The organism is Mycobacterium heidelbergense (assembly GCF_010730745.1).
In the GTDB taxonomy this organism is placed as follows: domain Bacteria; phylum Actinomycetota; class Actinomycetes; order Mycobacteriales; family Mycobacteriaceae; genus Mycobacterium; species Mycobacterium heidelbergense.
Genome location: NZ_AP022615.1, coordinates 3,015,332 through 3,040,457 on the forward strand (window position 1 = coordinate 3,015,332; position 25,126 = coordinate 3,040,457).

Annotated in this window: 22 protein-coding genes, 1 tRNA gene and 1 pseudogene; 12 read left to right on the top strand and 12 right to left on the bottom strand. The window is 66.5% G+C overall.

The window, feature by feature from the left end; genetic code table 11:
- Window positions 1-56: 56 nt before the first annotated feature.
- Window positions 57-1,538, bottom strand: a complete 1,482-nt coding sequence (locus G6N25_RS14325; protein WP_083075969.1) for an acetyl-coenzyme A carboxylase carboxyl transferase subunits beta/alpha — start codon at window positions 1,536-1,538, stop codon at window positions 57-59.
- Between the two features lie 27 nt (window positions 1,539-1,565).
- Here G6N25_RS14325 and G6N25_RS14330 point away from each other — a divergent pair, with 27 nt between their 5' ends.
- The 6 genes and pseudogenes from G6N25_RS14330 to G6N25_RS14355 all read left to right on the top strand — a co-directional run bounded on the left by G6N25_RS14330 (window position 1,566) and on the right by G6N25_RS14355 (window position 7,652).
- On the top strand, window positions 1,566-2,300 hold the full coding sequence (locus G6N25_RS14330; RefSeq protein ID WP_083075968.1) for an enoyl-CoA hydratase: 735 nt from the start codon (window positions 1,566-1,568) through the stop codon (window positions 2,298-2,300).
- Between the two features lie 5 nt (window positions 2,301-2,305).
- The gene (locus G6N25_RS14335; RefSeq protein ID WP_083075967.1) at window positions 2,306-3,424 is read left to right on the top strand and encodes an MBL fold metallo-hydrolase; all 1,119 of its coding nucleotides are present in this window, start codon (window positions 2,306-2,308) and stop codon (window positions 3,422-3,424) included.
- Between the two features lie 40 nt (window positions 3,425-3,464).
- Window positions 3,465-3,866 (top strand): annotated as a pseudogene (locus G6N25_RS14340) (serine hydrolase domain-containing protein); the annotation flags it as partial.
- Window positions 3,867-4,003: 137 nt separating this feature from the next.
- Entirely contained in the window at window positions 4,004-6,403 is a 2,400-nt protein-coding gene (locus G6N25_RS14345) for a cation-translocating P-type ATPase (protein ID WP_083075966.1), read from the top strand.
- Window positions 6,404-6,519: 116 nt separating this feature from the next.
- Window positions 6,520-6,990, top strand: a complete 471-nt coding sequence (locus G6N25_RS14350) for a type II toxin-antitoxin system Rv0910 family toxin (RefSeq protein WP_083075965.1) — start codon at window positions 6,520-6,522, stop codon at window positions 6,988-6,990.
- 227 nt (window positions 6,991-7,217) lie between these two features.
- Window positions 7,218-7,652 (top strand): hypothetical protein, encoded by a 435-nt coding sequence (locus G6N25_RS14355; RefSeq protein ID WP_083075964.1) that lies wholly within the window; start codon window positions 7,218-7,220, stop codon window positions 7,650-7,652.
- On the opposite strand, the gene G6N25_RS14360 is transcribed toward G6N25_RS14355, so the two are convergent.
- Window positions 7,642-8,163, bottom strand: coding sequence for a VOC family protein (locus tag G6N25_RS14360; protein ID WP_232065803.1), 522 nt, complete (start codon window positions 8,161-8,163; stop codon window positions 7,642-7,644). The two genes, G6N25_RS14355 and G6N25_RS14360, sit on opposite strands and share 11 nt — an antisense overlap.
- 616 nt (window positions 8,164-8,779) lie before the next feature.
- On the opposite strand from G6N25_RS14360, the gene G6N25_RS14365 reads away from it, so the two are divergent.
- Complete coding sequence (locus G6N25_RS14365) at window positions 8,780-10,243, top strand: DUF4185 domain-containing protein (RefSeq protein ID WP_142272792.1); 1,464 nt, start codon at window positions 8,780-8,782, stop codon at window positions 10,241-10,243.
- A gap of 321 nt (window positions 10,244-10,564) precedes the next feature.
- Here G6N25_RS14365 and G6N25_RS14370 read toward each other — a convergent pair whose 3' ends face one another.
- The gene (locus tag G6N25_RS14370; RefSeq protein WP_083075963.1) at window positions 10,565-10,903 is read right to left on the bottom strand and encodes a hypothetical protein; all 339 of its coding nucleotides are present in this window, start codon (window positions 10,901-10,903) and stop codon (window positions 10,565-10,567) included.
- Window positions 10,904-11,322: 419 nt separating this feature from the next.
- On the opposite strand from G6N25_RS14370, the gene G6N25_RS14375 reads away from it, so the two are divergent.
- Complete coding sequence (locus tag G6N25_RS14375) at window positions 11,323-11,985, top strand: hypothetical protein (protein WP_142272791.1); 663 nt, start codon at window positions 11,323-11,325, stop codon at window positions 11,983-11,985.
- Between the two features lie 344 nt (window positions 11,986-12,329).
- Here G6N25_RS14375 and G6N25_RS14380 read toward each other — a convergent pair whose 3' ends face one another.
- The 6 genes from G6N25_RS14380 to G6N25_RS14405 form a co-directional block, all read right to left on the bottom strand.
- A complete protein-coding gene (locus G6N25_RS14380; RefSeq protein WP_232065952.1) occupies window positions 12,330-12,989 on the bottom strand; it encodes an RES family NAD+ phosphorylase in 660 nt (219 codons plus the stop codon).
- A gap of 46 nt (window positions 12,990-13,035) precedes the next feature.
- Window positions 13,036-13,767 carry an antitoxin Xre/MbcA/ParS toxin-binding domain-containing protein gene (locus tag G6N25_RS14385; protein WP_083075961.1) on the bottom strand — a complete coding sequence of 244 codons (732 nt, stop codon included), beginning with the start codon at window positions 13,765-13,767 and terminating at the stop codon, window positions 13,036-13,038.
- 329 nt (window positions 13,768-14,096) lie between these two features.
- Window positions 14,097-14,169, bottom strand: a tRNA-Arg gene (locus G6N25_RS14390).
- Between the two features lie 55 nt (window positions 14,170-14,224).
- The gene (locus G6N25_RS14395; protein ID WP_083075960.1) at window positions 14,225-15,049 is read right to left on the bottom strand and encodes an LLM class F420-dependent oxidoreductase; all 825 of its coding nucleotides are present in this window, start codon (window positions 15,047-15,049) and stop codon (window positions 14,225-14,227) included.
- Window positions 15,050-15,074: 25 nt separating this feature from the next.
- On the bottom strand, window positions 15,075-16,130 hold the full coding sequence (locus tag G6N25_RS14400; RefSeq protein ID WP_083075959.1) for a poly-gamma-glutamate hydrolase family protein: 1,056 nt from the start codon (window positions 16,128-16,130) through the stop codon (window positions 15,075-15,077).
- A gap of 194 nt (window positions 16,131-16,324) precedes the next feature.
- On the bottom strand, window positions 16,325-17,587 hold the full coding sequence (locus G6N25_RS14405; protein WP_232065953.1) for an Nramp family divalent metal transporter: 1,263 nt from the start codon (window positions 17,585-17,587) through the stop codon (window positions 16,325-16,327).
- Window positions 17,588-17,799: 212 nt separating this feature from the next.
- On the opposite strand from G6N25_RS14405, the gene pstS (G6N25_RS14410) reads away from it, so the two are divergent.
- On the top strand, window positions 17,800-18,915 hold the full coding sequence (pstS, locus tag G6N25_RS14410) for a phosphate ABC transporter substrate-binding protein PstS (RefSeq protein ID WP_083075955.1): 1,116 nt from the start codon (window positions 17,800-17,802) through the stop codon (window positions 18,913-18,915).
- Between the two features lie 7 nt (window positions 18,916-18,922).
- On the opposite strand, the gene G6N25_RS14415 is transcribed toward pstS (G6N25_RS14410), so the two are convergent.
- Together G6N25_RS14415 and G6N25_RS14420 are read right to left on the bottom strand one after the other, a co-directional pair.
- The gene (locus G6N25_RS14415; RefSeq protein ID WP_083075954.1) at window positions 18,923-19,999 is read right to left on the bottom strand and encodes an NAD(P)H-dependent amine dehydrogenase family protein; all 1,077 of its coding nucleotides are present in this window, start codon (window positions 19,997-19,999) and stop codon (window positions 18,923-18,925) included.
- Window positions 20,000-20,099: 100 nt separating this feature from the next.
- Entirely contained in the window at window positions 20,100-20,891 is a 792-nt protein-coding gene (locus G6N25_RS14420) for an SDR family oxidoreductase (RefSeq protein WP_163672456.1), read from the bottom strand.
- Between the two features lie 281 nt (window positions 20,892-21,172).
- On the opposite strand from G6N25_RS14420, the gene pstS (G6N25_RS14425) reads away from it, so the two are divergent.
- The 3 genes from pstS (G6N25_RS14425) to pstA are packed head-to-tail and all read left to right on the top strand — an operon-like array spanning window position 21,173 to window position 24,203.
- Window positions 21,173-22,288, top strand: a complete 1,116-nt coding sequence (gene pstS / locus G6N25_RS14425; RefSeq protein ID WP_083077227.1) for a phosphate ABC transporter substrate-binding protein PstS — start codon at window positions 21,173-21,175, stop codon at window positions 22,286-22,288.
- Between the two features lie 11 nt (window positions 22,289-22,299).
- A complete protein-coding gene (gene pstC, locus G6N25_RS14430) occupies window positions 22,300-23,292 on the top strand; it encodes a phosphate ABC transporter permease subunit PstC (protein WP_083077233.1) in 993 nt (330 codons plus the stop codon).
- Window positions 23,289-24,203, top strand: a complete 915-nt coding sequence (pstA, locus tag G6N25_RS14435; protein ID WP_083077225.1) for a phosphate ABC transporter permease PstA — start codon at window positions 23,289-23,291, stop codon at window positions 24,201-24,203. Before pstC ends, pstA begins: the two co-directional genes overlap by 4 nt.
- Window positions 24,204-24,212: 9 nt before the next feature.
- On the opposite strand, the gene ku is transcribed toward pstA, so the two are convergent.
- The gene (gene ku, locus G6N25_RS14440) at window positions 24,213-25,097 is read right to left on the bottom strand and encodes a non-homologous end joining protein Ku (protein ID WP_083077231.1); all 885 of its coding nucleotides are present in this window, start codon (window positions 25,095-25,097) and stop codon (window positions 24,213-24,215) included.
- Window positions 25,098-25,126 lie beyond the last annotated feature (29 nt).

Genomic DNA, 25,126 nt, shown 5'->3' on the forward strand with positions numbered 1-25,126 from the left:
TTGCCGGATTGTGGCCCCCGGCGGTGGGAGGTCACCCGCCGGGTCGCCGAGACCGGTTAAGCGTCGCGGGGCAACCCGATGCGCCGGTAGCGCCGCAAGCGCGCGGCCATCCGCTCGGGAGCCGGCATCTCGCGCAGCGCGTGCACCTCGGCGGCTATCGCACGCGACAGGCGTCGGGAGAACTCGACCGGCTCGTCGGCGGCGTCGGGATGCTCCGGTACGACGGCATCGACGATTCCGGACGCGAGCAGGTCGGCCGACCGAATGCCTTGGGCTGCAGCGAGTTCGGGGGCGTGCGACGTGTCGCGGAACACGATCGCGCTGGCGCCCTCCGGGGGCAGCGGCGCCAGCCAGCCGTGCAGCGCGGCCAGCACCCGGTCGGCCGGGACCATCGCCAGCGCCGGTCCGCCGCTGCCCTGGCCCAGCAGGACCGACACCGTCGGCGTGTCCAGCGTCACGAGCTCGGCCAGGCACTGGGCGATCTGGCCGGCCAGCCCGCCCTCCTCGGCTTCGGCCGACAGCGCGGGGCCGGCGGCGTCGATGAGCAGCACCAGCGGCAGGCGCAGCTCGGCGGCCAGCGCCATGCCGCGCCGCGCCTCGCGCAGGGAGGCGGGCCCGACGAGCCCTCCCGCGACCCGCTGCTGACCGAGGACCACCGCGGGCTGGCCGTCGAAGCGGGCCAACGCCAGCAGCGTGGTCGCCGCCTCCCCGCCACCGGCGCCGGACAACAACACCCGGTCGGTGGCGCCGTGTCGCAACAGGTGTCCGACACCGGGCCGGTCCGGACGCCGGGACGCCAGCACCGAGTCCCACGCCGGCACGTCGGGTATCGGTTTGGCCGGCCGCCGCGCGGTCAGCGGCTCGGGAGGGTCGGCGATCACCCTCAGCGCGCGATCCAGCGTCGCCCGCAGCTCGTCGAGGGCAACGACGCCGTCGATCACCCCGTGCCGCTGCAAATTCTCCGCGGTTTGGATGCCGGCCGGGAACGGTTCGCCGTAGAGCAGCTGGTACACCCGGGGCCCGAGGAACCCGATCAGGGCGCCGGGTTCGGCGACGGTGACATGGCCCAGCGAACCCCACGACGCGAACACCCCGCCGGTGGTCGGATTGCGCAAATAGACCAGGTAGGGCAGGTGCGCGCGTTTGTGCAGCCTGACCGCCGCGGCGATCTTCACCATCTGCAGAAACGCGACCGTGCCCTCCTGCATGCGGGTGCCGCCGGAGCTCGGCGAGGCCAGCAGCGGCAGCCGCTCGGCGGTCGCCCGCTCCACGGCGGCGGTGATCCGTTCGGCCGCGGCCACCCCGATCGAGCCGCCGAGGAAGCCGAACTCGCAGACCACCACCGCCACCCGCCGGCCGGCGATGCGCCCCTCGCCGGTCAGCACCGCTTCGTCCCGGCCGGTGGCGGCTCGGGCGTCGGCCAGCTCTCGCGCGTAGGACTCGGACACCGGCAGTGTCAGCGGGTCGCGGTCCCAGCTGACGAAGGAGCCCTCGTCGAGCGCCGCGCCCCGCAGCTGCGCGGTCGTGATACGAGTCACCCGACGAGGCTATATAGGCTGGGTTTCATGATCGGTGTCACCCAGGCCGAAGCCGTTGTGACCATTGAGCTACAGCGCCCCGAGCGCCGCAATGCCTTGAATTCCCAGCTCGTCGACGAGCTGCGCGAGGCCATACAGAAGGCCGGCGACGACGGATCGACCCGCGTGATCGTGCTGACCGGCCAAGGTACCGCGTTCTGCGCCGGCGCGGACCTCAGCGGAGACGCGTTCGCCGCCGACTACCCCGACCGGCTCATCGAGCTGCACAAGGTGTTGGACGGGGTCCCCATTCCGGTCATCGGGGCCATCAACGGCCCGGCCATCGGCGCCGGTCTGCAGCTGGCCATGCAATGTGACCTTCGGGTCGCCGCGGCCGACGCGTTCTTCCAGTTCCCCACGTCGAAATATGGTCTTGCCCTTGACAATTGGAGTATCCGCCGACTGTCTTCGCTGGTGGGTCACGGACGGGCCCGCGCCATGCTGCTGGCCGCGGAGAAGCTCACCGCCGAGGTGGCGCTGCAAACCGGGATGGCCAACCGCATCGGAACGCTGGCCGACGCGCAGGCCTGGGCCGCCGAGGTCGCCGGCCTGGCGCCGCTGGCGATCCGGCACGCCAAGCGGGTGCTCAACGACGACGGCGCCATCGAGGAGGCCGGGCCGGTGCACAAGGAGCTCTTCGATAAGGCCTGGTCCAGCCAGGACGTCATCGAGGCGCAGGTCGCCCGCATAGAGAAGCGGCCACCCAGGTTCCGGGGGGCCTGACCGGCATGCTCCGGGGGGCGCTGCGACTGGCCGCCGGCACGGCCTGGCTGGCGGCGGTGAGCTGGTTGTTGCGCGCGCTACACGGCGCGCCGGCCGCCCTGGGTGCCTCCCCCGCGTCGATCCGGGCGGTGACGGAGCGCTCGCCACACCATTCCGACGGCAAGTTCGTCAACCTCGACCCCGCCTCGATCTACCGGATGGATCGCGAGCAATTGCGGCTCATCGCGTGGGAACTCGTGGGTGGACGCGGCGGGAGCCGGCCGTCGGCGCCAATCCCGTTGGCGGCGCCGGAAATCGCCGACGGTGATCCCGACCGCCTGGCCGTCAGCTGGTTCGGCCACTCGACGGCGCTGCTGGAAATCGACGGCTACCGCGTGCTCACCGACCCCGTGTGGAGCGACCGATGCTCGCCGTCGGACATCGTGGGACCGCAACGGCTGCATCCGCCGCCGGTGCAACTGGAAGGCCTGCCCGCCGTGGATGCGGTGGTGATCAGCCATGACCATTACGACCACCTCGATATCGACACCGTCATCGCGCTGGCCCGCACCCAGCGGGCCCCGTTCGTCGTGCCGCTGGGAGTCGGTGCCCACCTGCGGGCGTGGGGAATACCCGAGGATCGCATCGTCGAACTCGACTGGCACCAGGCCACCAGGCTCGGCGAGCTCACCGTGGTCTGCGTGCCGGCGCGGCACTTTTCGGGCCGCTTCTTCGATCGCAACAACACGCTCTGGGCGTCCTGGGTCTTTCGTGGTCCCAGCCATCGCGCTTACTTCGGCGGCGACACCGGCTACACCAAGAGCTTCACGCAGATCGGCGCCGACCACGGGCCGTTCGACCTGACCCTGCTGCCCATCGGGGCCTACAACACGGCATGGCCCGACGTCCACATGAATCCCGAGGAGGCGGTTCGGGCGCATCTTGACGTCACCGATCCCGGGTCGGGACTGCTGGTGCCGGTCCACTGGGGCACGTTCCGGTTGGCCCCCCACCCGTGGGCCGAGCCGGTCGAGCGCCTGCTCGCGGCCGCCACGCCTGCTCAGGTCGATGTGGCGGTGCCCGCGCCCGGTCAACGCATCGATCCCGGCGCGCCGCGCGGATTCAACCCGTGGTGGCGGCTCTGATTTCCGCTGGCCGGATGCCCCGCCACGTTACAGTTCCGCCATGACCAAACGCGCGGCGACGGCCGCTGTCGCGGTGGCCCTGCTCGCGTTGACGGGATGTGGGCCCGTGGCCGGCCCGTCGTCCGGGCTATCTGACGCACCGCCGAACGAGTTCTCCGGCCTGGAGATCCCCGCCGGCCGCATCGACGAGGCCATAGCCAAGGTCGACGGCCTCGTCGGTGACCTGATGAAAAGCACCGGCATCCCGGGGATGGCGGTGGCGATTGTCCACGGCGGAAAGACGGTGTATGCCAAGGGCTTCGGTGTCAGGGACGCAACCAAGGGCGGCGCACAGGACAACAAGGTCGACGCCGACACCGTCTTCCAGTTGGCCTCGGTGTCGAAATCGATCGGCGCGACGGTGGTGGCGCACGAGGTCAGCGACAACGTCATCGCCTGGGACGGTGACACCTTCACGTTCACCGTGACCGACGAAAACGCACCGCCCGGAACGATTTCCAAGGCCGTGTTCTCCGGGTTCCCCGGCGCCACGCTGAACCTGGAGTACTTCGACTCCGACAAGCTGGGAACCTTCACCCGATGAACCGGGGACTGGCCGACGCCGAGGTGGCACAGCGGGTCGCCGAAGGCAAGGGCAACGCCGTTCCGGACCGCGCCACCCGTAGCACCGCGGCGATCGTCCGGGCCAACGTCTTCACCCGCATCAACGCGATCCTGGGCGTGTTGCTGATGATCGTGCTGGCGACCGGCTCGGTGATCAACGGGTTGTTCGGCCTGCTCATCGTCGCCAACAGCGTCATCGGCATGGTCCAGGAGATCCGGGCCAAGCAGACGCTGGACAAGCTGGCGATCGTCGGGCAGGCGAAACCCTTGGTGCGCAGGCAATCCGGAACTCGCACGTTGTTGCCCGGCGAGGTCGTGCTCGACGACATCATCGAGCTCGGCCCAGGGGACCAGGTCGTCGTCGACGGCGAGATCGTCGAGGGGGAGAACCTAGAGGTCGACGAATCGCTGCTGACCGGCGAGGCCGACCCCATCGCCAAGGCCCCCGGCGACGCGGTGATGTCGGGAAGCTTCGTCGTCGCGGGCATCGGCGCCTATCGCGCCACCAAGGTCGGCCCGCAGGCCTACGCCGCCCAGCTCGCCGCGGAGGCCAGCAAGTTCACCCTGGTGAAATCCGAACTGCGGAATGGGATTAACCGAATCCTTCAGTTCGTCACCTACCTGTTGGTGCCGGCCGGCCTGCTGACGATCTACACGCAGTTGTTCACCACGCACGCGGGGTGGCGGCAGTCCGTGCTGCGGACGGTGGGCGCGCTGGTGCCCATGGTGCCCGAAGGGCTGGTCCTGCTGACGTCGGTCGCGTTCGCTGTCGGCGTCGTCCGGCTCGGTCAACGCCGATGCCTGGTGCAGGAATTGCCCGCCATCGAGGGGCTGGCGCGCGTCGACGTGGTGTGCGCGGACAAGACCGGAACCCTGACCGAAAACGGTATGCGGGTTTCCGAGGTCTCCGAAATCGGGGCACGGGCCGCGCCAGCGGAGACGGTCGCCGACGTGCTGGCCTCGCTGGCGGCGGCCGACGCGCGTCCCAATGCCAGCATGCGGGCGATCGCCGAAACCTATAATCGGCCGCCGGGCTGGACCGCAACTGCCACAGCACCTTTCAAGTCGGCCACCAAGTGGAGCGGCGTGTCCTACCGCGGTCACGGCGACTGGGTGATCGGTGCGCCCGACGTGCTGCTCGATCCGTCGTCGGCGGCCGCCGAGCGCGCCGAGCGGATCGGAGCCCAAGGGCTGCGGGTGCTGCTGTTGGGTCGCGCCGACATGGCCGTGGATCACCCGGAAGTGCCGGGCCGGGTCACCCCCGTCGCGCTGGTGGTGCTCGAGCAGAAGGTGCGTCCCGACGCCCGCGCAACCCTGGATTATTTTGCTGCCCAGGATGTTTCGGTCAAGGTGATCTCCGGCGACAATGCGGTGTCGGTCGGTGCCGTCGCGAGCAGGCTCGGCCTGAGTGGCGACACGATGGATGCCCGCCAACTGCCCACCGACCCGGCCGAATTGGCCGGCGCGCTGGAGTCCTACACGACCTTCGGCCGGGTGCGGCCCGACCAGAAACGCGCCATCGTGCGCGCCCTGCAATCGCACGGCCACAGCGTGGCGATGACCGGCGACGGCGTCAACGATGTGCTCGCACTCAAGGATGCCGACATCGGCGTCGCGATGGGGGCGGGCAGCCCGGCGTCCCGCGCGGTGGCACAGATCGTCCTGCTGGACAACAGGTTTGCCACGCTGCCGTATGTCGTGGGCGAGGGCCGCCGGGTGATCGGGAACATCGAGCGGGTCGCCAGCCTGTTCCTCACCAAGACGGTGTACTCGGTGTTGCTGGCGGTGCTCGTCGGCACCGAATGCCTGTTGTCCAAGCCGCTCAAGGTCGACCCCCTGCTGTATCCGTTCCAGCCGATCCACGTCACCATCGCGGCCTGGTTCACCATCGGGATCCCGTCGTTCATCCTGTCGCTGGCACCCAACAACGAACGCGCCTACCCGGGCTTTGTGCGCCGAGTGTTGAGTTCCGCGCTGCCGTCCGGGCTCATCGTCGGCACCGCGACCTTCGTCTCCTACCTAGTGGCCTACCACGGCCGTCATGCCACGTTTCAGCAGCAGGACCAGGCGTCGACCGCGGCGCTGATCACGCTGCTGGCGACCGCGCTCTGGGTGCTCGCCGTCGCGGCCCGTCCCTACCAGTGGTGGCGGGTGGCGCTGGTAGTTTTCTCGGCGCTGGCCTACGTGGTGATTTTCAGCGTCCCGCTGGCTCAGCGGAAGTTCCTGCTCGACCCGTCGAATATCGTGGTGACATCGGCCGCGCTGGGAATCGGTGTGCTCGGCGCCGCGGCGATCGAGGCGACCTGGTGGATCCGGGCCAGGATGCTGGGCGTGCGGCCAAGGTTGTGGCGGGAGCCCGGGGGAGCCGCCAAGTAGGATTTCCGGGGATTCTCGGGAAGGGGACGCGAGGGTGGGCACGTACTCCGACACCATCCACAGGGTGCAAGAGGCCGCGGGATCCGCGGCAGCGGACGACAAGCGGAACTGAGCGCATGGCGAAGCTATCGGGATCTATCGACGTACCGCTGGCCCCCGAGGTGGCCTGGCAGCATGCCTCGGACCTGTCCCGGTACAAGGATTGGCTGACCATCCACCGGGTGTGGCGCAGCCAGCTGCCCGACGACATCGAAAAGGGCACGGTCGTCGAGTCGATCGTCGAGGTCAAGGGCATGTACAACCGGATCAGGTGGACGGTCGTGCGCTACAAGCCGCCGGAAGGCATGACGCTCAACGGCGACGGCGTCGGCGGCGTCAAGGTCAAGCTGATGGCGAAGGTTCAGCCCAAAAACGACGGCTCCGTCGTCAGCTTCGACGTGCATCTCGGCGGCCCGGCGCTGTTCGGGCCGATCGGCATGATCGTCGCCGCCGCGTTGCGCGGCGACATCAAGGAATCGTTGCAGAACTTCGTCACGGTGTTCACCCGGCCCGACCCGCGCATGAACGGGGATCGTGGCGGCCGCTGACCGATTCGGCCGATGAGTTTTCCGGCTGGCGGCGCCGAGTCTGCGCTGGCGGCATCGAGCCTGCGTTCAGGGCTGGTTTTTCGCCTCGGGCGCCGCAACCACCGCAGTCTCGATGCCCCAGCCAACAGCGGCCCGACGAACCTCCAGCGAGACCGCCAGCGGTCTCGCCACGCTAGCGCGACGTTCGGTCACACGGGCCCACGGCTACGTCGGCTAATCTCGCAACCATGACTCGGCGGCTGCGCCCTGGGTGGCTGGTGGCGTTTTTCGCCCTGCTCATTTCGGCCAGCGCCTGGATGCCGTGGCTGACGACGGCGGTCAACGGCGGGGGCTGGGCCAACGCCATCGGCGGCACCCACGGCAACCTGGTGCTACCGCGGGGGTTCGGTGCGGGCCAGCTGATCGTGCTGCTGTCGTCGACGCTGCTGGTGGCCGGCGCGATGGTGGGCCGTGGCCTGTCGGTCAAGCTGGCTTCGATTGCCGCGCTGGTCATTTCGCTGCTCATCGTGGGGCTGACGGTGTGGTACTACAAGCTCAACGTCAACCCGCCGGTGTCGGCGGAATACGGGCTCTACGTCGGCGCGGTCGGCGCCGTGGGTGCGGTGGCATGCTCGGCTACGGCGGTGATTGTCGCGGCGGCTTCCGGCCGATTCAGCCGGTGAGGTCCGATGCCGGCGGGAATTCGTGCTTCCCCGAGTTGGCGCTGTCCTCGGGTTCGTTGACGCCGAACACGAAGGGCGCGAACACGACCTCGCGGCCGTCGGGGTCGCGATAGGTGACCGAACCCGCCGCTTCCCAATACGGGTGCTGCTCGATGGCCGCCATCCCCGCCGCCCGAAGGCGCGCGATCGCGGCGTGCTGCGCCTGCTCGTCGGGGAAGTACAGGCACAGCTGTTCGTGGTGGTCCACGGCGACGGGATCGACCGACTCGACGATTTCCAGTGTCAGGTTCCAGCTGGGCAGGCCGAATATGGCACCGTTGCTGCCGTAGCTGGCCTCGAACGTTTCGTAGAGCGGCAGCCCCACCAGGTCGCGGTAAAACCGCACGGTTTCTTCGAAGTTCGACGAGCGGCGGGCGAAGCGTATGGCGCCGATCGACGCCAACCTCGGGGGCCAGTGCGTTGTCCGGCGGTGGGGTTCGGGCCACATCGTCACGCCTGGCGAGGCATCCATACGCGGCACGCTACTCGGGGAGGGCGCACCCATTTCGGCCGTATCCGGCCGCCGAGGGGCATGAAGGAGGCGGCCCCGTCGGCTCTCGGGCTGAACCGACGGGACCTGGTGGGCGCCTCGGCCGGCCGACGCATCCCACCTCTTTTGCAACATTGCCGCCGGGGGCGGTCGACAAACATGCTGACTCGGCCTTCGCGGTCGACGTTAAGGGCCGGCGCTGACCTACGTGAACTCGCCTTTTGCGCTGTTCAGGGCTCGCCGAACCGTTTGGCGGCGCCCTCGACAAGCTCGGTCGGCTCGGGTCCATGTCTCGCCGCGGCCACGATCGTCGGGTCGTGGCGGCTGTCCGGAAAACGTGCAGCGATAGCCGCTGTCGGCCAACAGGTTTCGTGGCCCCGCCGAGTGTGGTCAGCTTCCGGCGCGCGCACTTGCGCTGAAACCGGTGCGTTGCGACACGGTCACGGATGCGTACCTATCCGCAGATCACTAGTCACATTAGCCACGTGAATCACTATCGTCACATAAGCCAACTGCAGACGTCAATGCGACGGCCTGCTCCTGGAAGGGTGTGACATTGACGGCGATTTTTCGAGTCCTGTCGCTATCGGTGGCGTCGATGACCGCCATCGGTTTTTTTGTTGCGATAGGCCCCGCGCCATCGGCGAACGCCACGCCTTGCGGCGCCCCCGAAGCGAACGTGGAACCTCCGGCCGCCCCCCCGCCGATGCCGGCGCCCCAACCGGTCGTCCAGCCACCGACTGGGCGCAGGCCCTCCCACACGAATGACCAGGCGCCATTGCCCAAGTTGGGTCCGCTGATCTCTTCCCTAATCAGGCCGGGCGCGGGGGCCCAGCGATACTCCGCACCGATACAACCTCAGGCGGGGGTGGTTCCACCGCCCGGGCCGAACCCTCCCGCGCCGGGCTTCCCGCAGTCGCCGAACGCCACCCAGTTGCAGCCGGATGCGGCGCCCGTTCATCCGCAGCCGGCACCACAGCCGGCAGCGCAACCGGCACCACCGCCTCCCGACTCGATCGCGGGGGCACCGACATCGCTCGTTGACTGGGTGACCGGACCGAACGGCCCGAATAAGACCCTGCAACGTTTCGGCATCTCCGGGACCGACCTCGGAATCGCCTGGGACAACGGCGATCCCGCCAACCATCAGATCCTCATGGCCTTTGGTGACACATTCGGCTACTGCAAGGTCCACGGTCAAGAATGGCGATACAACGTCTTGTTCCGCAGTTCCGATCATGACTTGTCGCACGGAATCCACGTGGCCGACGGGGTGCCCAACGACAAGTACTCGGGCTCGCCGGTGTGGACGAACGGCCTGTCCAAACAGGTCGTCAACACCATTCACAAGGCGTCGCACGAGACGGGAATCATTCCGACCGCCGCGATCTCCCTCGGCAGAACCCAGTACATGAGCTACATGTCCATCAGGCAGTGGGGTCGCGACGGCGAATGGTCGACGAACTACTCGGCGATCGCCAGGTCCAACGACAACGGCCAGAACTGGGGGATCTTCCCCACCAGCATCCGCACGGCTTCGGCGGACGCCATCCCGGGAGCCGGGTTCACGCCGGGGAACGAAAATTTCCAAATGGGCGCGTTCATGAAGGGTAACGACGGCTACATCTACCAGTTCGGAACTCCATCCGGGCGCGGCGGCGCGGCGTTCCTGTCGCGAGTTACCCCGAACCAGCTGCCGGACCTGTCCAAGTACCAGTACTGGAACGGCGACGACGGCGGGCGGTGGGTCCCGGCCAATCCGGGGGCGGCGACGCCGATTTTCCCGGGCCCCGTCGGCGAAATGTCGGCCCAGTACAACAACTATCTGAAGCAATACCTGGTGCTGTACACCAACGGTGGCAGCAACGACGTCGTGGCCAGGACTGCGCCGACCCCGCAAGGACCGTGGAGCCCGGAGCAACCGCTCGTGTCGTCGTTCCAGATGCCCGGCGGCATCTACGCGCCGATGATCCATCCCTGGTCGTCGGGTCGCGACCTGTACTTCAACCTGTCGCTGTGGTCGGCCTACGACGTGATGCTGATGCACACCGTGCTGCCGTAGTCGTGCTCCGGGGGTACCTCAAGGACCGCCAGCTGCCTCGGCGCGACGGACTTGACCAACCCGCTACTGGGCACCCCGACCGACATGCCTCGTACGCGGTTCGTATCCCTCGGTGCAGGATTTCGTCTCCGGCTTTCCTTCCCGCCCCACCTCACGGTGATGTAGTTGCCTTAGCTAAGAGTTAATCACCTTCTCCTGCAAGAGGACTCACGCCTCCTAGCGAATGCCTATGTTGGGCGTACACGGCGGTTGGTCCCCTTCTTGGGAAGGGGACCAACCGCCATCGGTGGTCACCGGCTCGCATCGGCGACCATCACGGATTCAGAGCAACTTGAGGAGCGCTGCGATCAATGACCCAACATTGCTTGCCAACGCTCCGGCGAAGTTACCCAACATCGACGGGAGATTCGATAGCACTGACGGAATGCTTTGCAACAACTGCGTCAATCCAGCGCTAATGTCGCCGATGACAGGACTCAGGGATGGCCAGCCATTGATCAGCTGATTCGTGAGCCCCTGGAATGCAGTCGCGAGACTGCCGCCACTCATGATATTGACCGCACCAGGAACGACGATTTGATTGGCGAGACCAGGCGCGAGCGTGTTCAACAAACCGTTGAGCAGGCCGAAGGAGCTGAACAAACCATCGCTACCCTTCAAGGGTACCTATATTGCGTTGGTAATCGGGCCGATAGCTCGTGTTGATGATCAAGTCGGATCCAGTTCCTCAGTCCACGGACGCCGCCGATGTGCCTGAGGTAGAAGATGGGGTATCGCAGTCAATGACTTGGGTTTTGCCACGCCGCCTCTGGGGCGGTAACGCCATAAGCCTTGAGTTCCATAACTGCGGGGTTTCGCGGGGTCGTCCGTCGTCGGCGCATTTGAAGTCGACTGTCGCCCACTCTGCCGGCACGAATCCTTCATGCGCGAGCCTCAGGGGTTAGTAGCGGTAGCCCGCGACTCGGCTAACAACCATCGTTCGACACACGGCCCTGGCGCAGCTCGGCGGCGTGGCATCCGCAGACTTGTCGGCGGTCGCTGGGAAGATGGGCGCGCCGCGAACGCGGGAAGGAGGCGCTATGTCATCGCTGTACGCGTGCGAGCCAGTTGGCGCCGCGTGGCTGCCATGCGGCGGCGACCTAGATCGATGCGTCGGCACGATGGCCCGCTGGCTGCACGACAACGGCAAGAACTACGACCGCCGTGCCCTCGTGCTGCCGTACAAGGGTGACCTGAACTGGGGCGGCAAGCACCCACAGTCGTATGTGGCCAACAAGAACGTTGGGAGCCGCAAGGGCAAGCACGGCGAATCGGGCGGCCCGGTGTTGGCTTTCGTGCCCGACCTCGAAATCCTTGAGCGGGCGATTCGGCTGGCTGACAGACAGGTGATCGGCGTTGTTGAACATGCGCCGGGGCACATGGAGGGTTGGGCTGCCGCGACGAAGGCGCTCAATTTCGTTACGCGAGAACGTCACCCCGGCGTACCTGCCGAAATTCACGAAACTCTGAACGATTTGGAGCGGGCCGGATACAACGGTTACCACCGCGACCGAGAGCCATTCTTCGCACACGGCTACTTTGGTCCAATCGACAAACTGATGGAAGCGGGCTACACCTACGAGTTTGTCGCGAGTTACCTTCTGGCGCTGGGATCTTTCGCCAGTCGGGTTGGCGAACACCTCAAGAGGATCTACGTACCGCGCGAGAAAAGGCGAAAGATCAGCAAGCGATACGGCGGATGATGAGCCCTAGGCTAAAAGTGCAACGTCACCAAAGTACTTGACGACCACCTAAATACACAATACGCAGGCCGCATGACGTGGACGACGCCGATTCGTATCGCTCCAGCGCTGGCGCGCATGGTGGTAAGCGCTACGGAGGTGATCAATTATTCATAGATAAATCGCAATTATTATGCGAGATATGCTGTGGAACAGCATATCTCGGAGCAGCACCGGTGCGTCGGTGTTTGGCGTCGTGCTCGCGCAGCGCGCCGCTACGCCGTTGGACCTCATGTACTTACATTCGGCGCCGGCAGGGTGCCGTGCTGTTCGGCGAGTACGTCGTAGGGTACGAGGCGGTGGTGTCAGGGGGCGAGTGCTTCTTTCTTGCACTCATTGCATTCGCTGGAAGCCACTGTGGTGATGCTGATTTGGCGTCGGCGTAGCTGTACCTGTAGTCGTGGAAGGATTCGTGGATCGTCGAGCGCGATGTCTTGTTGATGGCCGCCACCGTCGCGCGCGACTTCGACGTCGGCGTCGCAGTCCCATAGTGCGAGTGCCTCGCCGCCGTTGTAGCCCGATCGGTAATGAATGCCGGTGATTTCAGGTCCAGCGGGGTGGTCCTCGTAGATGGCGCGGGCCCACTGCTGCGTTAATGAGCGGGCTTCGTTGCCGTCGCCGAGAGCCGGCAGCGCGCCGATCGCCATGGCCGCGCCTTTTGCTGCAAGGTTGAACATCGCCAGGGGGGTGGTGGGGGCGATGATGGCAACCCGGTAGTTGGGGCAGATCGAGGCGATGCCCGCGTCGCCGAATACTTCGCATGCCGAAGTTGCCAAGTCCTCGCCGACGTAGAGGACTCGTCGGCCCGTCGAGTCAACGGCCGGAGGGTCTGCGGGCAGGTGGTGGTCGAACCGCGCCGTTGGCCCGTATCGCCGGAAGGTAACACCGTCGGGTGTGTACTTGCCCTGGTGATAGACGCGACACCACCACCAGCGTTCTGAGGCGGCCGGTGGGTTCCACGCCAGACTCGTTTCGCTTTAGGCAGCGGGTGTGAGGGTAGGCCGAGCTTTCTTACCATCCGGCCGCGGTCAGGTTGCGCGCGACCTTGATGACCGATGCACTTCCGTTCGCGATCATTTCCTCGCGCGGGGTGCGCCCGTCAAATTCGGGGTGAGGACGCATCATCCATCGCGAGAGGCTCACGGGTCCGCCCGCAAAGGCCGCCTGTAGGACGTTCAGATCGGGGAGGGCACCGGTGGTGTTGTCCGGGTCGAATTGCCAACGAGGCAGCCGCCATTCACGGCCCACCTTGATACCGACAAGCTTTCGTGATTCGAGTTTGTCGGTGACGCTCTGCGGGCTGATTCCCAGCAATTCGGCGGCAGCTTCCCTGCCGATGCTGTTGGCGGCGAGGTCGCGTCGCTGCGCGAACTGGTCGGTGAGGTCGGCAACGACTGCCTCGGCTGCGCTCACCGAGTCTGGCGCCGGTCCCCAGAAGCGCTCATCGAGGCCGTCGTCGGGCGATGCCGTCACGGCCTCCTCCAGCCGCGCAAGCTCGGACTCGTCGGCTTCGTTGACCAGAGCCTCCAACTCGGCACGCAACCGAGACTTGTCATCGGAGCCGGGATCAGCCGGTGAGGGTGCTTCGTCGACTTTTTCGACCGCGATGATGGCCAGTCCGGCGTTCTGCAACGCCTGCTCGAGTTGATCGCGGCTGGGGATGTCCCACGGCAGATTCTTCGGGAGTCGCCGAGCGCCTCGGCTGCCGACGGGCATGCGCTCAACCACCAGGATTTCAGCCATGTCTGCAGGATACGCAAGATATGCTATCTACGCTAGGACTGGCCCTGGTTCGGCATGGTGCTCAGACTGGCGGTCCCTTTGAGCGCATCGAAGCACGAATTAGCGGCGACAACGCTGAACCGCTGCGCGGCTCGTTCCCGACAGACCTGGACGACATCACTTCCCGACTCGACGCCGCGGCTTGATTGACTATCTCCCGCCACGGTGCGTCATCTGATGCCAAAAAATCACCGACCACAGCAAGCCAGGGTCGGTCGGCGGGCAACAAAAAACCACCGCTGACCTACATCGAGTGCCCCTTCGATACACCCCATCGAGTGCCCATCGAGTGCCCCCGGCAGGATTCGAACCTGCGACACCGGCTTTAGGAGAGCCGTGCTCTATCCCCTGAGCTACGAGGGCGGACGGGCTGAGTTTACCGGCTGGGTCCGGCACCACGTCGTCGGCGGCGACTCGGTCACCGCAGTTCCGCGATGACCTTCGCGAAGTTGCCGATGTGGTTGTCCTGCACGGTAAAGGACGTGACTCCGTATTTTTCGCGATAGCCGGACAACGTGTCGGCCATCTCGCGGGGTGTTCCGGAGAGCACCGACGGCATGGACAGAATCTCCTCATCGGACAGGCCTGAAGCGTACCGGCGGGTCATGCTCAAGTCGGGAAGGGTCTCACCCTCGGCCGGCACGGCGGTGATCGCGAGGTTCAGCTCCAGCGGATCAAAGCGATCGCCGGCGGCGTCGCGAACGAACTGGACGCGTTCGGCCAGCGGGTCATCGACGTCGCGCACCCTGGCGCCGGTCAGCCCGATGATGTCGGCATGCCGCGCGGCCAGGGTCAGCACGCGGTCGCCGTTGCCGGCGATGAGGATCGGGACCGTCGGGTGATGCTCCTTCAGATACTTCGTCATGTGCTCGAGGTAGTCGACTCGGGCGCCGGCGCTGGGATACGGCAGCTCGGCGGCCTCGAATTCTTCCCGAACGTAACCGGTGCCCAGCCCGACCTCGAGGCGGCCGTCGCTGAGCACGTCCAAGGCTTGCAGGTCCCTGCCGAGCAGGGCGGGTTTGTAGAAGGCGGCGTTGAGCACGTACATGCTCAGCCGCATGCTCGTGGTGACCATCGCAACCGCGGTCAGCGTCGGAAAGGGCGCGGCGGCGCCCAAATGGTCGGGCACACACAGAACGTCGAATCCCACGTCTTCGGCCCGTTTGGCCTTCTCCAGCAGGGCTTCGCGAGACTTGAAAAAGCGCATGCTCATCGCGAATCGGAATTCCTTGGCCACCAACAACCTCCGCTCAACCAACTAAGGACAATTACCAATGACGGGCCGCGGCCGCCAAGCCCCGCACCAGGGCGCTGGTGACCGGCGACAGGCCGTCGGCGCCCGGCAGCGGGCTGCGCGGACTAAGACCCCTGACGCGGACCGAAAGTTCCAGCTGCGTCCCGCCGTTGCGCACCCGGTTCACCGGGTTGTCGGGATGGAGGCCCCGTAGTTCCGGCGGGATGTCGTCGATGTCGGTGACGACCTGGTAGCCGGTCACCCGGACGTGCCGGGCCAGGTGGGCCGCCAGCGCGCGGTTGCGTCCCCCGGCCAGCAGCTGTGTGCCGCGCCCGAGGCGCCCGTAGCCGTGCAACGAGACCGCGACGTCGACATGGTCGAGGAACTCGGCGAGCCGCGGCGACTCATCCGGGTCGTACCGGGCCGACGGTAGGTGGTGCGGATAGCGGTCGGGATGGCGCAGCACGTACACCGACGCGTCGGCGGCCTCGGCGGCTCGCTCGGCGATGACGTCCGTCATTTCCTCCAGGCCGCCGCCATGGATGGCCAGGAAGCCGAAACGCGACCGCAGCTGGCTCTCCTCGATCACTCCGGGTTCGCTCAGCAGCGCCGAAAGCGATTGTGGCGCTGGGGTGTTCACCGAGACGGGACGCGGCCAGCGCGCGGGATCCCAGCGGCGCAAGAAGTCGATCCAGCGTTGCGGCAACCCGTGGTGCACGGCGCCCTCGATGATCCTGGGCAGATAGCCCGGCCGGGGCGGACCCGGAGTCACCCGGTGATCGACGTAGACCCAGGCCGGCGACGGCCCGCCGCCGGTGTGCACGGTCAGCCGGTCGCGCCGGTAGCGCACCGGCACGCCCTCGGCGCCGTCCAACGCCGCCAGGTCGTCGTCGGAAAGCCGCCAGAGCACCCCGTGCACCTGGTTGCCGGCGAACGGCTCGACGGTGGCGACGCCGCGCTGGTTGATCAGCCAATCGTGATCGGACAGCACCGCCGGCCGCGGATCGGTGGCGCCGGGACAGCGCAGCGCCATCTGCGTGACGCACAGATTCGACCCATACGCGAAATAGAGATGCCGGCGGCGCGGCATCTAGTCGGTCACCGTCTTGACGCCGGGGCGGGGGAGCTTGCTTACGCGGCGGCGCGCACGATCTCGAAGCAAGTTGACTCCCCGCGAGCCTTTTCACGGACAACGACGCCTCCATCCTGCCGTACCGCGCGACGTGCGCGCTACGGAGTGGGACGGCCGGACCGGAGCCACCGGCGCCGGTGATGTCGGGCGCCTCACGCTGAGCCGGTCGCGGTCAGGTAGATCAGCACGACGTTCAACAGGCTGATCATGATGGCGACCGCCCAGCCGATCACCGTCGTGACGGGATGGTTGGCGTCGCTGCCCATCAGGTCGCGCTTGCTGGTCAGCCTCACCAGCGGAAGCACCGCGAACGGGATGCCGAAGGACAGTACGACCTGGGATAACACCAGCGCGCGGGTCGGGTCGAAACCGAGCGCCAGGATCGCCACCGCGGGGCACAGTGTGACCAGCCGGCGCACCAGCATGGGGACCGACCGATGGAGCAATCCCTGCATGATCATGGCGCCGGCGTAGGCGCCCACCGACGACGACGCCAAGCCGGACGCGAGCAGCCCGACCGCGAACAGCACCGCGATCGTCGCGCCCAACGTGTTGTGGATCGCGGTGTAGGCGCCGTCGATGGACGCGGATTCTGGGTGGCCCTGCAGGTTGATCGCGGCGACGAGCAGCATCGCCGCGTTCACCGTCCCGGCGACGGCCATCGCCAACACGACGTCCACGCGGGTGACACGCAGCAGCCAGCGCCGGTCGGGGCCGGGCTCGGGATGTCCGTGCCGATCCAGGACCAGGCCCGAGTGCATGTACACCGCGTGCGGCATCACGGTGGCGCCCAGGATGGCGGCGGCCAGCAGCACGCTTTCGGCGCCGTGGAAGCGCGGCACCAACCCGCCGACCACGGCGTCGGGCGGTGGCGTGGCGACAAAGAAACTGGCCGCGAAGCCGACGGCGATGACGAGCAGCAAGCCCGTGATGACACGCTCGAAAAGAATCTGCCCGCGGCGGTCTTTGATCGCCAGCAGCAGTAACGAGATCACCCCGGTGATGATCCCGCCGAGCGGCAGCGGCAACCCGAACAGAATGCGCAAGGCGATGGCCCCGCCGATCACTTCGGCCACATCGGTCGCCATGGCCACGATTTCGGCCTGCGCCCAAAAGGTCAGCCGGAGTGGGCGGCTCATCCGCTTGCCGATCGCCGCGGGCAGCGACCGCCCGGTCACCAGCCCGAGTTTCGCCGACAGGTACTGCACGAGGCCCGCCGCCACGTTGGCGGCGACGATGACCCATAGCAGCAAATAGCCGAACTGCGTGCCCGAACTGACGTTGGCCGCCACGTTTCCGGGATCGACGTAGGCGATCGCGGCGACGAACGCCGGCCCGAGCAGATACCAGCTCGTCTTGAGTGAGGCCTGGGTGCCCTGCGCCAACGTATCGACCCTCGATCCATGGACTCGAATAAAAAAGTTAGGTTAGCCGAATAGTCCGGCGGGGAAGCGCGGGGCTGCCGACCCGAACGACCTGACCCATCGCGCAGCGAACCCCCAGGCAGAATTTGCCAGCCGTTCACCATGCAGCTGCTAGCTTCATGACTGCGATAGATGGCTGGTTGGCGCGATGCGGCGAGGACGGCGACGGTCGCGCTTCATCCCTGTGGTGGTGAGGAACTGGATTGAAGCTCAACCGATTTGGCGCCGCGCTCAGTGTCCTGGTCACCGCCGCGCTGGTCCTGTCAGGGTGCGGACGTGACAACAGCAACACGGCCGGCGGGCGTTCGACAACGACGCCGCTGCCGGTGACGGTGAGTTGCGGCGGGACGAAGACGCTGAAGGCCAGCGGGTCGACGGCCCAGGCCAACGCGATGACCCGTTTTGTCAAAGCGTTCGAACAAGTTTGTCCCGGTCAGACGTTGAACTACACGCCCGATGGTTCGGGCGCCGGAATCAGCGAATTCACGGGCAACCAAACCGATTTCGGCGGCTCGGACGTACCACTGGCGCCGAACGAGCACGACGCGGCGCAGCAGCGCTGCGGCTCGAAAGCGTGGGACCTGCCGGTGGTGTTCGGCCCGATCGCGATCACCTACAACGTCAAGGGGCTGAGTTCGCTCGTGCTCGACGCCTCGACGGCGGCCAAGATCTTCAACGGCGGCATTGCCACCTGGAACGATCCCGCGATCCAGGGGCTGAACAAAGGAGCCGCCCTGCCCGCCGAGCCGATTCGCGTGATCTTCCGCAGCGACCTGTCCGGAACGTCGGATAACTTCCAGCGCTATCTCGACGCGGCCTCGAATGGCGCGTGGGGTAAGGGCATCGGGAAGACGTTCAACGGCGGTGTCGGTGAGGGTGCCAAGGGCAACGACGGCACCTCGTCGGCCGTCCAGGCCGCCGAAGGGGCGATCACCTACAACGAGTGGTCGTTCGCGCAGGCGAAGAACCTGAGCATGGCCAAGATCGTCACCTCGGCCGGGCCGGATCCGGTGGCGATCAGCGCCGACTCGGTCGGCAAGACGATCGCCGGAGCAACGGTCGCGGGGCAGGGTAACGACCTCGCGCTCAACCTGATGTCGTTCTACCGGCCGAAGCAGCAGGGCGCCTACCCGATTGTGCTGGCGACCTACGAGATCGTGTGCTCGAAGTATCCGGATCCGCAGGTCGGTGCGGCCGTGAAGGCCTTCCTGCAGAGCACCATCGGCAACGGGCAGAACGGCTTGGCCGACAACGGATACGTGCCCGTGCCGGACGCGTGGAAGTTGTGGTTGAGGGCTGCGGTCGACGCCATCAGGTGATGTGGGGTCACCCAGGGACGTAGAGGCCCCGACCGGTGACCAGCGGCAGGTCGAGGGTCGTCACGATGCCCGACGGGGCCGACACCACCGCGGGAATCGCGTTGACAACCCGCATCGCGGTGGCGACCAGTCCGGCGTGGTTGTGGTCGCCGAGGCGGCTGCTCAGGCAGATGTCGACCGCATACGACGGTTCGCCGGTGATCTCGATGCGGTAGGAACCGCCGGGCTGGGCCGGTTGCGGCCAATCGGGGCACAGGTCCTCGCGTAACCGGGTGACGTGTTCGAGGACGACGACGGGGTCGCCGTTGACCATTCCGAACACCTCGAACCGCAGGGCCGCGGCGCTGCCCTTGGGAATGTGCCCCGAGGCGATGTCGAAGTCCTCGGGCGCCGGCTCGCGGACGTACACCTCGGCGACCTCGTCGAGCGACACGCCCAGGCCCGCCGCCAGCTGCCGCACCACCGAGCCCCACGCCAGGCTCAGCACACCGGTCTGCAGCAGCATGGGGATCTCGTCGAGGGGCTTGCCGAAGCCCATCACGTCGAACATGACCACGGGGCTGTCGTAGGTGGCGTAGTCGACGATCTCCATGCACCGGATCTGTTGGATGTTCTGACAGGTGCCGGCCAGGGCCAGCGGCAGCAGGTCGTTGGCGAAGCCCGGGTCGATGCCGTTGACGTAGAGGCTCGAATTGCCTTCGCGCGCGGCGTCTTCCAACGGTTTGATGAGTTCCTCGGGAAGGACCTGCCATGGGTATTGCAGAAAGACGGGGCCGCTGCCGACGATGTTGATCCCGGCCGCCAGAACGCGCCGATAGTCCTCGAGGGCTTCGGGCAGCCGGTTGTCGGCCATCGCGGTGTAGACGGCGCATTGCGGACCGCTGGCCAGCACGGCGTCCAGGTCGGTGCTGGCAAGCACGCCGGTCGAATCCGCGAGTCCGGCGAGCTCGGCCGCGTCCTTGCCGGCCTTGGCGTCCGAGGACACCCACACGCCGGTGAGTTCGAACGCGGGGTTGGTGATGAGCGCTTTGAGTGCGTGGACGCCGACATTGCCGGTGCCCAGCTGAACGACGGGTATGGCCATGGCTAGCTCCTTAGCGGTGGGGACGGGACCGCGAGCAGACGCGGAATCGCACGCCAGGTGCCCCGGCGGTGCGATTCCGCGTCTGCTCGCGCGTCATGGGTCACAGGTCCGGGAGGGGTAAGTCGAGATTGGGGAAGGTGAGGCCACCGTCGACCTCCAGCGTCTTGCCGGTCAGGAAGCTGCCGGCGGGCGACGCCAAATAGACTGCGGCAGCGGCGATGTCGTCGGGGTCGCCGAGGCGGCGCATGGGCGTCACCTTCTCCATCGGTGCGCGCAGCTCCTCGTTGGAGGCCACCACGTCCAGCGCGGAGGTCAGGATGGACCCCGGTGCGATGGCGTTGACCCGGACGCGTGGGCACACGTCCAGCGCCGCCAGCCGGGTGTAATGAGACAGCGCGGCTTTGGCGGTGCCGTAGGCCGCGAACCCGCGCCCGGCCAGCCGGCCCATGGTCGAGGTGATGTTGATGATGCTGCCGCCGCCGGAGTGCTCGAGCATCAACGGCACCGCCGCGGTGGTGAGCGCGTGGGCGGTGGCGACGTTGAAGGTGAACGCGTCCTTGAGGTCCTTGGTCGAGGTGGTCAGCAGGGTGTTGGGCATGGTCCCGCCGACGTTGTTGACGACGATGTCTAGTTTCCCGAAGGCCGCGACGGCCTGACCGGCGAGCTCCGCGGTCGACTCCGGGTGGGCCAGGTCGGCGGCGACCGTGTGGGCCCGCCGGCCCGTCGCGCGGACCTGCTCGGCGACGTCGTCTAGTTGCGATTGCGTGCGCGACGCGATGAGGACATCGGCGCCTGCCTCGGCGAAAGCCAGCGCGATGGCGGCACCGAGGCCGCGGCCGCCACCGGTGATGACGGCGACTTTGTCGTCGAGACGGAACCTGTCAAGGATCATTGCGGCCTCTCTATTTCAGTTGTCGACGAAACGGTAGCAAAACGCGGCCGCCGCCGATCACGGCATTTCTGAAACAGGTTCTAGTTTGTCATACGGGCGTGGCGATGTAACGCCGCCCAAGGCGGCGATTGCGCGCCCGGCCGGCCGGTGATGACGTCCGTGCAAAATTCGCCGACCGTTAACCTTGTTACTGTTAGCTTCATGGCTGCGAGAGATGGCTGGTTGGTGAGCCGCAGCCACCGGCGGCGGCGATGTTTCATCCCTACTGTTAAGGAACTGAATTGAAACTCAACCGATTTGGCGCCGCGCTGAGTGTCCTGGCTAGCGCCGCGCTGGTGTTGTGCGGATGTGGAAATGACAACAATGCAGCTGGGGGAAGCGCGTCGACGACGGGCGCGTCATCGGGCAAGGTGAGTTGCGGCGGCAAGAAGACGCTGAAGGCCAGCGGGTCGACGGCCCAGGCCAACGCGATGACCCGCTTCGTCAACGCGTTCGAGCAGGCCTGCCCCGGCCAGACCTTGAACTACACCGCTAATGGCTCGGGTGCCGGAATCAGCGAATTCAATGGCAATCAAACCGATTTCGGTGGGTCGGACTCGCCGTTGGCCCAAAACGAGTACGCGGCGGCCCAGCAGCGCTGCGGCTCACCGGCGTGGAACCTGCCCGTGGTGTTCGGCCCGATCGCGATCACCTACAACGTCAAGGGCCTGAGTTCGCTTAACCTCGACGGCCCGACCGCGGCGAAGATCTTCAACGGCGTCATCGCGACCTGGAACGACCCGGCGATCGCGAACCTCAACGCGGGGGCCATCCTGCCCGCTGAACCGATTCACGTGGTGTTCCGCAACGACCAGTCCGGGACCACGGACAACTTCCAGCACTACCTCGACGCGGCGTCCAACGGCGCGTGGGGCAAGGGCGCCGGCAAGGCGTTCAACGGCGGTGTCGGTGAGGGCGCCAAGGGCAACGACGGCACCTCGGCGGCCATCAAGGCCACCGAAGGATCGGTCACCTACAACGAGTGGTCGTTCGCCAAGGCGCAGAATCTGAACATGGCGAAGATCATCACGTCGGCCGGGCCGAATCCGGTGGCGATCAGCGCCGACTCCGTCGGCAAGACGATTTCCGGGGCCACCGTCACGGGGCAGGGCAACGACATGGTGCTCGACACGGTGTCGTTCTACAAGCCGACGCAGGCCGGCTCCTACCCGATCGTGCTGGCGACCTACGAGATCGTGTGCTCGAAGTATCCCGATTCCCAGGTCGGTACGGCCGTCAAGGCGTTCCTGCAGAGCACGATCGGCGCCGGCCAGAACGGCTTGGCGGACAACGGATACATCCCCATTCCGGACTCGTTCAAGTCGAGGTTGTCGACTTCGGTCAACGCCATCGCGTGATCCGGGGTGTCATGACGCGCGGAGCAATCGCCAGTCCGTCGACCGGTGCCCAGCCGGGCCTGAGGGTGACTGATCCGCACAAGGCGCGGCGCGGCGACCGACTGTTCAAGTTGGTCGCCGCGGCGGCCGGTTCGACGATCGTCATCGCGATCGCGCTGATCGCGATATTCCTGCTGGTTCGGGCGATCCCATCGCTGCGCGCGGACCACGCGAATTTCTTCACCAGCGCCGAATTCAATACCACCAAGGCCGAGCACCTGGCGTTCGGCATCCGCGACCTGTTCATGGTCACGGTGCTGAGTTCGATCACCGCGCTGGTGCTGGCCGTGCCGATCGCGGTGGGGATCGCGGTGTTCCTCACCCAATATGCGCCCAATCGGCTCGCGCGTCCGTTCGGTGCGATGGTCGATCTGCTGGCCGCGGTGCCGTCGATCATTTTCGGGTTGTGGGGAATCTTCGTGCTGGCGCCCAAACTCGAGCCGGTCGCGGAATTTCTCAACCGAAATCTGGGCTGGTTGTTTTTGTTCAGGCACGGCAACGTGTCCTTGGCCGGCGGCGGCACCATCTTCACGGCCGGCATCGTGCTCTCGGTGATGATCCTCCCGATCGTCACGTCGGTATCGCGAGAAGTGTTCCGGCAGACCCCGCGGATTCAGATGGAGGCGGCGCAGGCGCTGGGCGCCACCAAGTGGGAGGTGGTGCGGATGACCGTGCTGCCGTTCGGTCGTAGCGGCGTCATCGCCGCGTCAATGCTGGGGCTGGGCCGCGCTCTGGGAGAGACCGTCGCGGTGCTGATCATTTTGCGCTCGGCCGCCCGCCCGGGAAATTGGTCGCTGTTCGACGGCGGCTATACCTTCGCCTCCAAGATCGCTTCGGCGGCAGCGGAATTCAGCGAACCGCTGCCGACCGGCGCCTACATCTCCGCGGGATTTGCGCTGTTCGTCCTGACGTTCGTCGTCAACGCGACCGCCCGTGCGATCGCCGGCGGGAAGGTCAACGGATGAGCCCGCCGACGAGCACCGACGCGCTCGACCGACCGGTCAAAGCGGAGGTTTTCAACCACCTGAGCATTCGGCGGCGGATCACGAACAACACCGCGACAACGTTTTTCGTCGCCTCCTTCGTCGTGGCCCTGGTCCCGCTGGTCTGGGTGCTGTGGGTGGTGGTCGCGCGCGGCTGGTACGCCGTCACCCGCGCGGGCTGGTGGACGCATTCGCTGCGCGGCGTGCTGCCGGAGGAGTTTGCCGGCGGCGTCTACCACGCGCTGTACGGGACGGTCGTCCAGGCCGGGGCGGCCGCCGTCCTGTCCGTGCCGCTGGGCTTGATGACCGCGGTGTTCTTGGTGGAATACGGATCCGGCCGGCTGGTGCGGGTGACGACCTTCATGGTCGACGTCCTCGCCGGGGTGCCCTCGATCGTCGCGGCGCTGTTCATCTTCAGCCTCTGGATCGCGACCCTGGGATTCCAGCAGAGCGCCTTCGCCGTGTCGCTGGCGTTGGTGTTGCTGATGTTGCCGGTGGTGGTGCGGTCCGCCGAGGAGATGCTCCGGTTGGTGCCCGACGACCTGCGGGAAGCCAGCTATGCGCTGGGGGTTACCAAATGGAAGACTATCGTGCGGATCGTCTTCCCGATCGCGATGCCGGGCATCGTGTCCGGCGTGTTGTTGTCCGTCGCGCGCGTTGTCGGCGAAACCGCGCCGGTGCTGGTGCTGGTCGGCTACAGCCGCTCCATCAACCTTGACATCTTTCACGGCAACATGGCCTCGCTGCCGCTGCTGATCTACACCGAACTCACCAATCCGGAGCACGCCGGTTTCCTGCGGATCTGGGGCGCGGCGCTGAGCCTGATCATCATCGTGGCCGTGATCAACCTTTTCGCCGCGGCGTTCCGCTTCGTGTCAACGCGACGGCGCTGAGGGACGCGGTCAGGACTTCGACGCGGCCCTCGAACGGGCCTTCTTGGCCCCCGAACCAGCCTTCTTCGCGGGCGCCTTTTTGGCCGGCGCCTTGTCGCCGTCACCGGAGCGCGCCTTCACGCTGGCCTCCAGCTTGGCCAGCAGGTCGGAGACGTCCTCGGTCTCGTCCAGTTCCTTGGGCTGCTCCTCGGTGGTAAACGCTTCGCCGCCTTCGAGTTTCGCGTCGATCAGCTCCTGCAGCTGTTCTTGGTAGGTGTCGTGGTAGCGGTCGGGGTTGAAGTCTTCGGCCATCGACTCCACCACCTGCCCGGCCATCTTGAGCTCGGCGGGCTTGATGTCGACCTCCTTGTCGAGCACCGGGAAGTCGGGATCGCGGATCTCGTCGGGCCACAACAGGGTGTGCACCACCATCACGTCGCGCTTGCCGAAGTCCTTGACGCGCAACGCCGCCAGCCTGGTCTTGTTGCGCAGGGTGAAGTGAACGATCGCCATCCGATCGGTCTCGGCGAGCGTCTTGGCCAGCAGCACATAGGATCTGGCCGACTTCGAATCCGGCTCCAAGAAGTAACTGCGGTCGAACATCATCGGGTCGACCTCGCTGGCCGGGACGAACTCCAGCACCTCGATTTCGCGGGTGCGTTCTTCGGGCAAGGTGGCGATGTCGTCGTCGCTGATCACCACCATGTGGCCGTCGTCGGACTCGTAGGCGCGGACGATGTCGCGGTATTCGACGACCTCGCCATCGATCTCGCACACGCGTTGGTACCGGATGCGGCCGTTGTCCTTGGCGTGCACCTGATGGAACTTGATGTCATGGTCCTCGGTGGCGCTGTATACCTTGACCGGAACGTTGACCAGCCCGAACGCGATCGAACCTTTCCAGATGGAGCGCATGTAAGTCAGTATGCCCACACTGCTCGCCG

What these genes read in the sequence shown, in the direction of transcription:
- G6N25_RS14365 (WP_142272792.1), top strand. Translation starts at nt 8,780, where the DNA reads ATGACCGCCATCGGTTTTTTTGTTGCGATAGGCCCCGCGCCATCGGCG.
- G6N25_RS14360 (WP_232065803.1), bottom strand. Translation starts at nt 8,163, where the DNA reads ATGGATGCCTCGCCAGGCGTGACGATGTGGCCCGAACCCCACCGCCGG.
- G6N25_RS14420 (WP_163672456.1), bottom strand. Translation starts at nt 20,891, where the DNA reads ATGATCCTTGACAGGTTCCGTCTCGACGACAAAGTCGCCGTCATCACC.
- ku (WP_083077231.1), bottom strand. Translation starts at nt 25,097, where the DNA reads ATGCGCTCCATCTGGAAAGGTTCGATCGCGTTCGGGCTGGTCAACGTT.
- G6N25_RS14385 (WP_083075961.1), bottom strand. Translation starts at nt 13,767, where the DNA reads ATGGCTGAAATCCTGGTGGTTGAGCGCATGCCCGTCGGCAGCCGAGGC.
- G6N25_RS14375 (WP_142272791.1), top strand. Translation starts at nt 11,323, where the DNA reads ATGTCATCGCTGTACGCGTGCGAGCCAGTTGGCGCCGCGTGGCTGCCA.
- G6N25_RS14345 (WP_083075966.1), top strand. Translation starts at nt 4,004, where the DNA reads ATGAACCGGGGACTGGCCGACGCCGAGGTGGCACAGCGGGTCGCCGAA.
- G6N25_RS14335 (WP_083075967.1), top strand. Translation starts at nt 2,306, where the DNA reads ATGCTCCGGGGGGCGCTGCGACTGGCCGCCGGCACGGCCTGGCTGGCG.
- pstA (WP_083077225.1), top strand. Translation starts at nt 23,289, where the DNA reads ATGAGCCCGCCGACGAGCACCGACGCGCTCGACCGACCGGTCAAAGCG.
- G6N25_RS14355 (WP_083075964.1), top strand. Translation starts at nt 7,218, where the DNA reads ATGACTCGGCGGCTGCGCCCTGGGTGGCTGGTGGCGTTTTTCGCCCTG.
- G6N25_RS14330 (WP_083075968.1), top strand. Translation starts at nt 1,566, where the DNA reads ATGATCGGTGTCACCCAGGCCGAAGCCGTTGTGACCATTGAGCTACAG.
- G6N25_RS14350 (WP_083075965.1), top strand. Translation starts at nt 6,520, where the DNA reads ATGGCGAAGCTATCGGGATCTATCGACGTACCGCTGGCCCCCGAGGTG.
- G6N25_RS14400 (WP_083075959.1), bottom strand. Translation starts at nt 16,130, where the DNA reads ATGCCGCGCCGCCGGCATCTCTATTTCGCGTATGGGTCGAATCTGTGC.
- pstC (WP_083077233.1), top strand. Translation starts at nt 22,300, where the DNA reads ATGACGCGCGGAGCAATCGCCAGTCCGTCGACCGGTGCCCAGCCGGGC.
- G6N25_RS14415 (WP_083075954.1), bottom strand. Translation starts at nt 19,999, where the DNA reads ATGGCCATACCCGTCGTTCAGCTGGGCACCGGCAATGTCGGCGTCCAC.